Source organism: Marmoricola sp. URHB0036, from assembly GCF_000426045.1.
GTDB lineage: Bacteria > Actinomycetota > Actinomycetes > Propionibacteriales > Nocardioidaceae > Marmoricola.
Genome location: NZ_AUEP01000004.1, coordinates 203,885 through 215,759 on the forward strand (window position 1 = coordinate 203,885; position 11,875 = coordinate 215,759).

Annotated in this window: 12 protein-coding genes; 4 read left to right on the top strand and 8 right to left on the bottom strand. The window is 71.7% G+C overall.

Annotated elements, in window-relative coordinates; translation table 11 throughout:
* Position 1 precedes the first annotated feature (1 nt).
* From H976_RS0103630 to H976_RS0103645, 4 genes are read left to right on the top strand one after another with little or no spacing between them, the layout of a single operon-like run.
* Complete coding sequence (locus tag H976_RS0103630; protein WP_027860428.1) at positions 2-1,279, top strand: cyclopropane-fatty-acyl-phospholipid synthase family protein; 1,278 nt, start codon at positions 2-4, stop codon at positions 1,277-1,279.
* Positions 1,279-2,616 carry a cyclopropane-fatty-acyl-phospholipid synthase family protein gene (locus tag H976_RS0103635; RefSeq protein WP_081682635.1) on the top strand — a complete coding sequence of 446 codons (1,338 nt, stop codon included), beginning with the start codon at positions 1,279-1,281 and terminating at the stop codon, positions 2,614-2,616. Before H976_RS0103630 ends, H976_RS0103635 begins: the two co-directional genes overlap by 1 nt.
* On the top strand, positions 2,610-3,380 hold the full coding sequence (locus H976_RS0103640; protein ID WP_027860430.1) for a DUF1295 domain-containing protein: 771 nt from the start codon (positions 2,610-2,612) through the stop codon (positions 3,378-3,380). Before H976_RS0103635 ends, H976_RS0103640 begins: the two co-directional genes overlap by 7 nt.
* A 12-nt stretch (positions 3,381-3,392) precedes the next feature.
* Complete coding sequence (locus H976_RS0103645) at positions 3,393-3,758, top strand: DUF2568 domain-containing protein (RefSeq protein WP_051276132.1); 366 nt, start codon at positions 3,393-3,395, stop codon at positions 3,756-3,758.
* 19 nt (positions 3,759-3,777) lie between these two features.
* On the opposite strand, the gene tsaB is transcribed toward H976_RS0103645, so the two are convergent.
* The 8 genes from tsaB to glmS are packed head-to-tail and all read right to left on the bottom strand — an operon-like array spanning position 3,778 to position 11,847.
* Positions 3,778-4,407 carry a tRNA (adenosine(37)-N6)-threonylcarbamoyltransferase complex dimerization subunit type 1 TsaB gene (gene tsaB, locus H976_RS0103650; RefSeq protein WP_027860432.1) on the bottom strand — a complete coding sequence of 210 codons (630 nt, stop codon included), beginning with the start codon at positions 4,405-4,407 and terminating at the stop codon, positions 3,778-3,780.
* Between the two features lie 13 nt (positions 4,408-4,420).
* Complete coding sequence (tsaE, locus tag H976_RS29385; protein WP_081682636.1) at positions 4,421-5,308, bottom strand: tRNA (adenosine(37)-N6)-threonylcarbamoyltransferase complex ATPase subunit type 1 TsaE; 888 nt, start codon at positions 5,306-5,308, stop codon at positions 4,421-4,423.
* A complete protein-coding gene (locus tag H976_RS0103660; protein ID WP_027860434.1) occupies positions 5,305-6,384 on the bottom strand; it encodes an alpha/beta fold hydrolase in 1,080 nt (359 codons plus the stop codon). Before H976_RS0103660 ends, tsaE begins: the two co-directional genes overlap by 4 nt.
* Positions 6,381-7,541, bottom strand: coding sequence for an alanine racemase (gene alr, locus H976_RS0103665; RefSeq protein WP_027860435.1), 1,161 nt, complete (start codon positions 7,539-7,541; stop codon positions 6,381-6,383). The genes H976_RS0103660 and alr overlap by 4 nt, the downstream gene beginning before the upstream one ends.
* Before the next feature lie 17 nt (positions 7,542-7,558).
* Positions 7,559-8,932 carry an NAD(P)H-hydrate dehydratase gene (locus H976_RS0103670; RefSeq protein WP_027860436.1) on the bottom strand — a complete coding sequence of 458 codons (1,374 nt, stop codon included), beginning with the start codon at positions 8,930-8,932 and terminating at the stop codon, positions 7,559-7,561.
* A gap of 10 nt (positions 8,933-8,942) precedes the next feature.
* Positions 8,943-9,632 (bottom strand): TIGR02206 family membrane protein, encoded by a 690-nt coding sequence (locus tag H976_RS0103675; RefSeq protein ID WP_196803942.1) that lies wholly within the window; start codon positions 9,630-9,632, stop codon positions 8,943-8,945.
* Position 9,633: 1 nt separating this feature from the next.
* On the bottom strand, positions 9,634-9,984 hold the full coding sequence (locus tag H976_RS0103680) for a holo-ACP synthase (protein WP_027860438.1): 351 nt from the start codon (positions 9,982-9,984) through the stop codon (positions 9,634-9,636).
* Positions 9,985-10,002: 18 nt separating this feature from the next.
* Positions 10,003-11,847 (bottom strand): glutamine--fructose-6-phosphate transaminase (isomerizing), encoded by a 1,845-nt coding sequence (gene glmS, locus H976_RS0103685; RefSeq protein WP_027860439.1) that lies wholly within the window; start codon positions 11,845-11,847, stop codon positions 10,003-10,005.
* Between the last annotated feature and the right edge of the window lie 28 nt (positions 11,848-11,875).

Below are 11,875 nucleotides of genomic sequence, written 5' to 3' on the forward strand. Positions count from 1 at the left end.
GATGACGACGACTCCCTCACGCCCGGTCACCTCGTGGCCCGGCCTGCACAGCGTCCCCACCGGATTCAAGGCGCAAGTTTCCGCCCGGATCGCGCGCCAGCTGTTCCGCGCGGCCGTACGCCGACTCCCGGTCTCGGTCCACGACGGCAGCACCGTGCACGGCCTTGGCGGTCCCAGCATGGTGCTGCACCGCCCCGACGAGTTCTACGCCCGCATCGGTCGCGACGGACTGATCGGCTTCGGTGAGTCCTACCAGACCGGTGCCTGGGAGGCGGCGGACCTCGGCGGCTTCCTGACCGTGCTCGCGGCCGAGCTGCCCACCCTGATCCCGGCGCCGTTGCAGAAGCTCCGCGCCGCCTACGTACGCCGCCCCCCACGTGCCCACGAGAACAACGAGCGCAACACCCAGGACAACATCGCGCACCACTACGACCTGTCCAACGACCTGTTCCGGCTGTTCCTCGACGACACGCTGAGCTACTCCTCCGCGCTCTACGACACCTCGGTCGTCGACCGCGGCGACCACCTCGTGGCCGCGCCGCCGGAGGGTCGCGACCACGAGTCGCTGGCCGAGGCGCAGGTCCGCAAGATCGAGCGGCTGCTCGACCAGACCGGCGTCGGTGAGGGCACCCGCGTCCTCGAGATCGGCACCGGTTGGGGCGAGCTGGCGATCCATGCCGCCCGTCGCGGTGCGACCGTGCACTCGGTGACGCTCTCCCGCGAGCAGCTCGACCTGGCCGAGCAGCGCATCGCGGCCGCCGGCCTCTCCGACCGGGTGACGGTCGAGCTCAGCGACTATCGGGCCGTCGAGGGAACCTACGACGCCGTCGTGTCGGTGGAGATGATCGAGGCCGTCGGGCACGAGTACTGGTCGACGTACTTCCGCACCATCGACCGCCTGCTCGCACCCCGCGGACGGGTCGGGATCCAGGCCATCACCATGCCGCACGACCGGATGCTCGCCACCCGCCGCACCTGGACGTGGATCAACAAGTACATCTTCCCGGGTGGGTTCCTGCCGTCCGTGCAGGCGATCGAGCAGGTGACCCGTGCCGACACCTCGCTGCGGGTCGTCGACCGCCTCTCGTTCGGGCAGCACTACGCCGAGACGCTGCGCCGCTGGGACACCGCCTTCCAGGCAGCCCGCGACCAGGTGCGCGAGCTCGGGTTCGACGAGATCTTCGAGCGGATGTGGCACTTCTACCTCGACTACTCGCGGGCCGGATTCGCCTCGGGCTACCTCGACGTGCAGCAGCTGACCCTCGCGCGGGAGGCGTGATGGCGACGACACAGCAGCGCACCACGACCGAGCACGTGACACCCGTCGGCGTCGCGCACCGGCTGGAGTCGACGCTGCGGCCGTTCGTCGGTGGTGACCTGCCGGTGCGGCTGCGCGCCTGGGACGGTTCCGAGGCCGGCCCGGTCGACGCTCCGCTGGTCGAGCTGCGGTCGCAGGACGCCGTACGACGACTGCTCTGGCACCCGGGCGAGCTCGGAGCCGCCCAGGCCTACGTCACCGGTGAGATCGAGGTGCACCACGACCTCGACGAGGCGCTGACCCACGTGTGGTCGGTGGCGGCCGAGCGCGGCCTGGCCGGCGTACGCCCCTCCCCCGGTGCCTTCGTGCGTGCCCTGCGGGCAGCCGTCGACGTCGGCGCGCTGGGCAAGGCCCCGGCCCCGCCCGCCTCACAGGCGCGCGTGCGCGGCCGGCTGCACAGCAAGCTGCGCGACCGGCGCGCGATCAGCCACCACTACGACCTGTCGAACGAGTTCTACTCGCTGATCCTCGACCCGTCGATGGCCTACTCCTCGGGCTACTGGCGGTCCACCGATCCGTCGTCCGACCCGGAGTACGGCGTGGCCGACGCGCAGCGCGACAAGCTCGACCTCGTCTGCCAGAAGATCGGTCTCGGCCCCGGCATGCGCTTCCTCGACGTCGGCTGCGGCTGGGGGTCCCTCTCGCTGCACGCGGCGGAGCACTACGGCGCTGACGTCACCGGCGTGACGATCGCCGCGGAGCAGAAGAAGTTCATCGACGAGCGAGTCCGCGAGCGTGGGCTCGAGCACCTCGTCCAGATCAGGCTGCAGGACTACCGGGAGATCCCGGAGGTCTCGTCCGGTGACGGGTTCTTCGACGCCGTGGCCTCGATCGAGATGGGTGAGCACGTCGGCGAGCAGAACTACGGCACCTACGCGCAGGTCCTGCACGACGCCGTACGTCCCGGTGGACGCGTGCTGGTCCAGCAGATGTCCCGAGCCGGCGGTCGCAACGGCCACCCCGGCGGCGGCCCGTTCATCGAGTCGTTCATCGCGCCCGACATGCACATGCGGCCGATCGGCGAGACCGTGGCCTACCTCGAGCGCGGCAGTCTCGAGGTCCGTGACGTGCACGCGTTGCGCGAGCACTACGTATTGACCGTCGCGGGCTGGCTGGAGAGGTTCGAGGCCAACCTCGAGCGCCTGACCGAGCTCGTGGGCGAGGAGGTGGTCCGCGTCTGGCGGCTCTATCTCGTCGGCGGGGCGATGGCGTTCCGCGACGGCCGGATGGGCGTGGACCAGATCCTGATGGTGCGGCCGGGGGGTGCGCATACGCTTCCCCTCGTGAGGACATGGTGACGCTGCCGCTGCTGCTCGTCTGCTCCTTGGCCGCCGTGGCGGTGCTGATGACGGTCACGGCGCTCGTCTCGCGTCGGGTCGGGCGGGTCGCGGTCGTCGACGTCGTGTGGGGTCTCGGCTTCGTGCTCGTCGCCCTGGTCAGCGCCGTCCTCGGCGACGAGCCGGTGCGCTGGTTGCTGCTGGTCATGGTCGCCGTCTGGGGGCTGCGGCTCTCCTGGCACATCGGCAAGCGGCAGCTGGGGAATCCTCACGAGGACCCGCGCTATGCCGCGATGCTCGAGGGGTCGGGGTTCGGCACCGCAGTGCGCCGCGTGTTCGTCGTACAAGGCCTCGCGATGTGGGCGGTCTCGCTCCCCGTGCAGGTGGCCGCGATCGAGGGCACCCGCTGGCCGTGGCTGGTGTGGGTCGGCGCGGCGCTGTGGGCGGTGGGGATGGTCTTCGAGGCCGTCGGGGACGCCCAGCTGTCGGCGTACAAGAAGGACCCCGACCGGCCCCAGGTCATGGACCGCGGGCTGTGGGCGTGGACCCGGCACCCGAACTACTTCGGCGACGCCAGCGTGTGGTGGGGGATCTGGCTGGCCGGTGGGCTGGCCGGCGGATGGCTGCCGGCGCTGACGATCGTGGCGCCCGCGGTGATGACGTACTTCCTGGTCTTCGCCTCCGGAGCCCGCCTGCTCGAGCGCAGCATGATGAAGCGGCCGGGCTACCCCGAGTACGCCGCCCGCACCTCGATGTTCTTCCCGCTGCCTCCCAAGCGCGCCTGAGACACTCGTGGGGTGGCTCCCGAGCATCCGCTGGACCAACCTCTCGACCAGGTCAACGCCAACGACGTCGTGGCCTTCCTGGTGGAGCTGGTCGTGCTCGGCTTGCTGGCCTGGGCCGGCTTCCAGTCCGGGGGCGTGGCCGGCTGGGTGCGCGGCATCGGTCTTCCGGTGGTCGCCGCGGTCGCCTGGGGGCTGTTCGCCGCGCCACGCGCCCCGGTCTCGAACTTCTGGCTGCGGCTGGTCACCAAGCTGGTCGTCCTCGGAGCCGGGGTGGTGGCCGGGTTCGTCGTACTCCCCCTCTGGCTGGCCGTGCTGTTCGCCGTGGTCGTCGTACTCAACCTCGTGCTGATGTACGTCGGCCCGCTCGCACGCCGCTGACCGGGCACTCGACGAGGTGTCAGCTGACCCGCTTGGGCTTGCCCGGCTCGGCCGCGTCGGGGCGGCGCAGGTAGAGCGGCTCGGAGTCGAGGATCTCGAAGCGCTGGCGGGCGACGACGTCGCAGAGCACCGCGGCCGACGGGTGCTCGGGACTCGCTGCGTGGGGGAAGTGCCCCGGGTAGAGGGTCGCTCCGCGGCCGACCACGGGCACTCCGGTCGCCGCATCCTCCGGCTTGATCACGTCGGGTCCGGCCACCCGCCGCCCCTCGGCGTAGGACGCGAGGTAGACCTCCTTGCGACGAGCATCCGTGGCCACCACGAACTCCGAGAGTCCACCGTCGATCGCCTCGGCGGCCAGGATGTCGAGCGAGCAGACGCCGTAGACGGGCAGCGACCGGGCCAGGGCCAGCGTCCGAGCCGTGACGAGTCCCACCCGCAGTCCGGTGAACGGGCCTGGCCCGACGCCGACCGCGATACCGGTGACCGCGCCCACCGGGACACCCGCGGCAGCGAGCACGTGCTCGATCCCGGGCGCGAGCATCTCGCCGTGCCGCATCGACTCCTCCGACTCGAAGGTCGCCACCACCGCGGACCCGTCGTGGAGCGCGACGGTCACGTGCGGGGTGGCGGTGTCGAAGGCGAGCAGCACGGGTCCGAGCCTCTCAGATGAGCAGCTCGCGCCACCGGGGGCCCACGGGGCGCAGCTCGAGGGTGCGTACGTCGTCGTCGCTGCGCGTCAGGGAGAGCTCGAGCCGGTCGATCGCGAGCGCCTCGGCCAGTCCCTCGCCCCACTCGACCACCGTGACGGCATCGATCACGTCGGTGTCGAGGTCGAGGTCGTCGAGCTCGGCGGCACCGCCGAGGCGATAGGCGTCGACGTGGATCAGCGGTGGACCGTCGTCGAGCGAAGGGTGCACCCGCGAGATCACGAAGGTCGGCGAGGTGACGTTGCCGCGTACGCCGAGGCCCTGGCCGATGCCCTGCGTCAGGGTCGTCTTGCCGGCACCGAGATCGCCGGTGAGGATCACCAGGTCGCCGTGACGCAGCAGGGTGGCCAGCCACTCGCCGAAGGCACGGGTGTCCTCGGCGGTGCGCAGGACGCGGGTGATCGGCAGCATCTTGAGCATGTTCAGCCGGTTCCCGTTGCGGCCGGACTCGACGTACCCGAGCCGTCGCCAGAACTCGACCGTCCTCGGCAGCTCCACGCGGGCCTCGATCTCCAGGCCGCCGAACTTGCGGGCGGTCGCGATGGTCTCGGCCCGGGTCGCCATCTGCGCTGCGACGCCCAGCCCCCGCACCGAGTCGAGTACGCCGACCCGCCGCAGCCCGAGCAGCCGCCCACGTGGCTCGAGCAGCAGTGCACCCACGGGACGACCCTCGTGCTCGACCAGCAGTCCCCCGTGCGCGTCGAGGGCCTCGCTGATCGACTCCAGCGTCTCGTCGAGGGCGGTCGCGGGTGGGTCGAGCGGCGGTCGGTTGGCGAACGCCTCGTGGATCACGGCCAGCACGTCGGCCGCGCGTGAGGAGTCGACGGTCAGGATCTCGGTCATGTCGTGGCCGACCCCACGAGCTCCTCGAGTGCCTCGTTGACCTGCTCGCGCGACTCGAAGATGACCATGTGACCGGCGCCCTGGCACTCGACCAGCGTGGCGTTCGGCAGCCGCTCGGCCATCTTGCGGCTGTGCCCGATCGAGGTGAGCTTGTCCTTGGTGCCGCAGATGATCGTCGTCGGCACCGAGGACAGGGTCGCGAGGTGCTCGAACTTGTCGAGCTGGGTGAAGTTCGGGAAGAACTCCGCGAGCACGTCGAACTTGGTGCCGGCGAGCATCTCGTCGAGGAACTCGACCTCTGCCGCCGGCACGTCCTTGCGGCCGAACGCGAACATGTCGGCCACCAGGAAGCCGATGTTCGACCCGGGCCGGCGGGCCGAGTCCACCAGCTCGGGTGCCTTGGCCAGCGCTGCGATCACACGCGGGGCGACGAGCGCGCCGACGTTGTCGGGGATCCACCGGCTCACCGTGCGGTGCGGCTGCAGCCCCCCGGCGGTGGTGGACACGAGCGCGACGCCCGAGACCCGCTTCCGGAACAGCTCGGGGTGCCGCTCGGCGAAGGCGATGACCGACATGCCACCCATCGAGTGGCCGATCAGCACGACCTTGCCCTTCGGCGCCACCGTCTCGATCACGCGGGCGAGGTCGTCGCCGAGCTGGTCGATGGTGGCGTGCTCGCGGTCGCCCCGCTGGGAGCGGCCGTGCGAGCGCTGGTCGTAGAACGCCATCCGGTGCTTGCCGCGGAACGCCTCGCGCTGGAAGTGCCAGCAGTCGAGGTTGAGGGCGTAGCCGTGGGCGAAGACGAGGGTCACGTCCTGGCGGGGCTTGCGGCGACGAGCGGCCTTCGAGTCGGCGTACGGCGCCACCTCGTCGACCTCCGCGTGCAGCACCACCCCGTCGTCACAGGTGACGTCGACCGCGTCGGAGTGGAGTACGCCGAGCCGGTCGGCCTGCGCCGCGCCGGACCGCCGGGCCTTGACGACCCGCCGCTCGACCACGACGCCGGTCGCGACGGCGGCCAGCGCGGCCGCGCCCAGACCTCCGGCGGCGTAGGCCAGGGAGCGCCTCGTGCTCACTCGTCCCCTTCTTCCCCGACCCAGACGCGGGTCTGGCGACCGCCCATCCGGGTGACGATCTCGTAGTCGATGGTCCCGCACCAGCGGGCCCAGTCGGTGGCGGTGGGCTCACCGTGCGACCCCGGTCCGAAAAGCACCACCTCGTCGCCGGCGTGCGTCTCGGGAGCGGCGACCACGAACTGGTCCATGCAGATGCGGCCGACCACGCGGCCACGCACGCCGTTGACGAGCACCTCGGCCGTGTTGGAGGCGTGGCGCGGGATGCCGTCGCCGTACCCCATCGGCACCAGCGCCACCCGAATCGGCTCCTCGGCCACGAACGTGTGGCCGTAGGAGACGCCGGCGCCGGCCGCGAGCTCCTTGGTGAGTACGACGGTCCCGCGGACCGTCATCGCCGGAACCAGGCCGAGCTGCTCGGTGGTGACCACGTCGGGGGCCGGGCTGAAGCCGTAGGCGGCGATGCCGACCCGCACCAGGTCGTACCGCGCCCGCGGGTGGAGCAGCGCGCCGGCCGAGTTGGAGAGGTGGCGCACCTCGGGCTCGAGACCGGCGTCCTCGGCGAGGGCGAGTGCCTCCTCGAAGGCCTCCTGCTGGGCTGCGTTGGCGGGGTGCTCGGGCTCGTCGGAGCAGGCGAAGTGCGACCACACACCGGTGACCCGGACGGCGCCGTCGTCCTGGGCCGAGCGGGCGGCGGTCACCAGGGCCAGCCACTCGCTGCGCGGGGCACCGTTGCGGGACAGCCCGGTGTCCACCTTGAGCTGCACGCGGCCCACCTCCCCTGCCTCGCGGGCGCCCCGGACGATCTCCTCGAGCTGGTCGAGCGAGGAGGCCGTGACGTCGACGCCGGCCTCCACCAGCGGCGCGAAGTCGGTGCCGGGCGCGGCCAGCCAGCACAGCACCCGACCGGCGTCGCCCGCGGCACGGAGTGCCAGCGCCTCGGCGCAGGTCGCGACGCCCAGCCACTCGGCCCCGGCGGATCGGGCTGCTCGCGCCACCGGCACCATCCCGTGGCCGTAGCCGTCGGCCTTCACCACGACCATCACCTGACCTGTCGGGGAGCCCTTCCAGACCAGCTCGCGCAGCCGGCGCACGTTGTGACGCAGCGCGCCGAGGTCGACGACGACCTCGGCGTGAGTGCTGGGGGGCGCACCGACCATGGGGAGCATCCTCCCATTCAGGACGCCAGCCCCTGCACCACCTCGGGGATGGCGTCGGCCACGCGGGTCGCGGTGAGCGGCCCACCGCCGCTCGCCTGGGTGGCGGCGGCGCCGTGCAGCCACGACCCGACCGACGCTGCGTCCCACGGGTCGAGCCCGGCTGCCAGCAGGGATCCGATGACGCCGGCGAGCACGTCGCCGGCCCCGGCCACGGCCAGCCACGGCACGCCGCTCGTCGTGACACGCACCCGTCCGTCCGGCCGGGCGACCAGGGTGTGCCTCCCCTTGAGGAGCACTACCGCGTCGTACTCGCTGGCGGCGCGGCGCGCGAAGCCGAGCTGGTCGGCCTCCACGGCCTCACGCTCGACGTCGAGCATCCGGGCCAGCTCTCCGGCGTGCGGGGTGAGCACCAGGCCAGGCGGCCCCTGCTCGACGTAGATCAGGGCATCTGCGTCGACCACCGTGGGCACGCCGTCGGAGAGTGCGTCGGCCAGCGCGGCTTCGGCGTCGGTGTCCCCACCGGAGCCGACCACCCAGGCCTGCACGCGTCCCTCGGAGGCGACGACCTCCGGGTGCCGCGCGCGTACGGCGTCGGCCGCCGACCCCGAGTAACGCACCATCCCGGCCAGCCCGGACCCTGCCCCTGACGTGCACAGCACCGCCGCACCGGGATACGTCTCCGACCCGGCGCGCACGCCGACGACCCCGCGGGTGTACTTGTGGCCGAACGGCCCCGGCGTCGGCACCAGCCGGGCCACGTCGACCGGCTGCAACGCCTCGACCGGCGGCTCAGGCAGGTCGAGAGCGAGGTCGACCAGGTGGACGACGCCGCAGGACTGGGCTGCCGGGTCGACGAGATGGGCGATCTTGAGGGTCCCGAAGGTCACCGTCAGGTCGGCCCGCACGTGCCGGTCCGGCAGTCGCCCGGTGTCGACGTCGACACCCGAGGGGACGTCGACCGCGACCACGGGCACCCCCTCGAACAGCGCCAGCGCCTCCGCAGCCTCGTCGCGCAGTCCGGGGCGTCCGCCGATGCCGACGATCCCGTCGACCACCACGTCGGGACGGTGGGCCTCGGCGGCGAGCACGGCACGTCCACCGGACGACCTCAGTGCGGCCAGGCCTGCCTCGTGGACCTTCGAGGACAGCAGCACCGCCTCGACGGCGGCACCTCGTCGGGCCAGCATCGCCCCGGCCCAGAGAGCGTCACCGCCGTTGTCGCCCGCGCCGACCAGCAGCAGCACCTTGGCGGCGTACACCCTTCCGAGCAGGTCGGAGATCGCCACCGCCAGCCCGGCTGCGGCCCGTTGCATGAGGGCTCCCTCGGGAAGCCGGGACATCAGGGTCGCCTCGGCTGCGCGTACCTGCTCCACCGTGTGTGCGCTGCGCATGCACGCAACGCTAGCGGTGGCGCTGCCAGGGCCAGGTGAGGACGGCCCACCCGGCGACGAGGACGCCGAGCGACACGAAGACGTAGAGCGGCCACGGGCCGAACAGGCTCAGCAACGAGTCCGACCCCGGCTTGCGCACCAGGTAGCCGTAGTTGACGTCCACGACGGCGTCGAAGGCGTAGACCACGACCGCCCACGCCGCGGTGACCAGCACCGTCAGTCGGTAGGTGTGCCAGGTCGGGCCGAGGCCGAGGCCGAGGGTCAGGTAGAGCGCCGACCAGACGACCAGGAAGTGCAGCGACCAGAAGGCGAAGTAGCGCGGGTCCGGGATCAGCTGACCGAGCGAGGGCGTGAGGATGCCCTGGACGGTGAGCGTCAGCCCCCAGAAGTAGGTCAGCGACACCGGCAGCCGCTGGTGGGTCCACAGTCCCCACACCGCCGCCATCCAGGCGAGGTCGCACAGCGCCAGCGGGAGCGAGGTGCCGAGGTCGAAGGCGCCGGGGGTGAGCTGGAAGATCTGGCTCGGCACGGTGACGCACGGGATCGCGACCGCCAGCACCCGGCTGAACCGTCGCGCCGCCTCCGTCCCGCGCTGGCGCCGGCCCAGCAGCACGATGCCGACGGCACCGGCGAGGAAGACCAGGAGCAGCACGTAGTGCTGGACGCTGTAGGCCTGGAAGCGCTCGGCGGCCAGCGGCACCTCAGGACTCCAGCACGACGAACGCGACCGCCACTCCGGCATCGTGCGACATCGACAGGTGCACCCGCTCGACCCCCATCTGCTCGGCCCGGGCGGCGACGGTGCCGCGCAGCTCGAACGACGGCCAGCCACTCACGTCGCTGACGACCTCGGCGTCGTGCCACTCCAGGTCGCCCGGCGCGCCCAAGGCCTTGGCGATCGCCTCCTTGGCCGCGAACCGGGCGGCCAGCGACTCCAGCGGCAGCGCCGCCTCGGCCGGGGTGAACAGCCGGTCGCGCAGCGACGGGGTGCGTTCGAGGGAGCGCTCCATCCGCGCGATCTCCACGACGTCGGTGCCCACCCCGATGATCATGGTCCGACCGGCCCGGTGCTACTCGACCGTGACGGACTTGGCCAGGTTGCGCGGCTGGTCGACGTCGTGCCCCATCACGGTGGCCAGCTCGCAGGCGAACAGCTGGAGCGGCACGGTCGCCACGATCGGCTGCAGCAAGGTGGGTACGACGGGCAGGGTGATGGTCTCGTCGGCGTACTCCGCGACCGAGGTGTCCCCCTCCTCGGCCAGCACGATCGTGTGCGCGCCCCGGGCCCGGATCTCCTGGATGGCGCTGATCATCTTGTCGTGCAGCTGGTCGCGTCCGCGGGGAGGCACGACGCAGAAGACCGGCAGCCCCTCCTCGATCAGCGCGATCGGGCCGTGCTTGAGCTCGCCGGCCGCGAACCCCTCGGCGTGGATGTAGGCCAGCTCCTTGAGCTTGAGCGCGCCCTCGAGCGCCACCGGGAAGCCGGCGTGGCGGCCCAGGAACAGCACCGACCTGGTCTGGGCGTTCTGCCGGGCGAGCGCGTAGATCGTCTCGGCCTGGTCGAGCATCCGCTGCACGTGGGCGGGCATCTGCTCCAGCTCGCTGATCACGGCGCTGATCTCGTCGCCGTACTTGGTCCCGCGCACCTGGGCGAGGTAGAGGCCGAGCAGGTAGCAGGCCATCAGCTGGGTCAGGAAGCCCTTGGTCGAGGCGACGCCGATCTCCGGCCCGGCGTGGGTGTAGATCACGGCGTCCGACTCGCGCGGGATGGTCGAGCCGTTGGTGTTGCAGATCGCGAGCACCTTCGCCCGCTGCCGCCGGGCGTAGCGGATCGCCATCAGGGTGTCGGCGGTCTCGCCGGACTGGCTGATCGCGATCACCAGCGTGTTGCGGGTCAGGATCGGGTCGCGGTAGCGGAACTCGTGGGCCAGCTCGACCTCGCACGGGATGCGGGTCCAGTGCTCGATGGCGTACTTGGCGACCAGGCCGGCGTAGTTCGCCGTACCGCAGCCGATGATGACGATGCGGTCGACGTCCCTCAGCTCGTCCTCGGTGATGCGCACCTCGTCGAGCTGGAGCTCGCCGCGGCCGTCGTGGCGGCCCAGCAGGGCGTCGGCGACTGCACGCGGCTGCTCGAAGATCTCCTTGCGCATGAACCAGTCGAAGCCGTCCTTCTCGGCGGCCGAGAGGTCCCAGTCGACGTGGTAGCGACGACCCGCGGCCTCGTGGCCGTCGAAGTCGGTGACGCGCACGTCGTCGCGGGTGATGGTGACGACCTGGTCCTGGCCGAGCTCGAGGGCCTCGCGGGTGTGCTCGATGAAGGCGGCGACGTCGGAGCCGAGGAAGTTCTCACCCTCACCGAGGCCGACGACCAGCGGCGAGTTGCGACGGGCGGCCACCACCAGGGAGGGGTCCTGGGCATCCACCGCCACCAGCGTGAAGGCGCCCTCGAGCCTGCGGCACACCGCCTGCATCGCCGTGGTGAGGTCGCCCGTGCGCTCGAGCTCGTTCTCGAGCAGGTGGGCCGCGATCTCGGTGTCGGTCTCGGAGCGCAGGTCGTGGCCCTCGCGCTCGAGCTCGTCGCGGAGCTGGGCGAAGTTCTCGATGATCCCGTTGTGCACCACCGCGACCCGGCCCTGCTGGCCGAGGTGCGGGTGGGCGTTGGTGTCGTTGGGGGCGCCGTGGGTGGCCCAGCGGGTGTGCCCGATGCCGGTCGTGGACGGCGGCAGGGGGGTCTCCTCGATCGACTTCTCGAGGTTGGCCAGCTTGCCGGCCCGCTTGTCCGAGACGATCGAGCCGTTGTCCACCAGGGCGATGCCGGCCGAGTCGTAGCCGCGGTACTCGAGAAGGCGGAGTCCCTCGATGACGACGTCGCGAGCCTGCTTGTCCCCGACGTACCCGACGATCCCGCACATGGCGGTCAGTCTAGGTGCGCAGGTCACC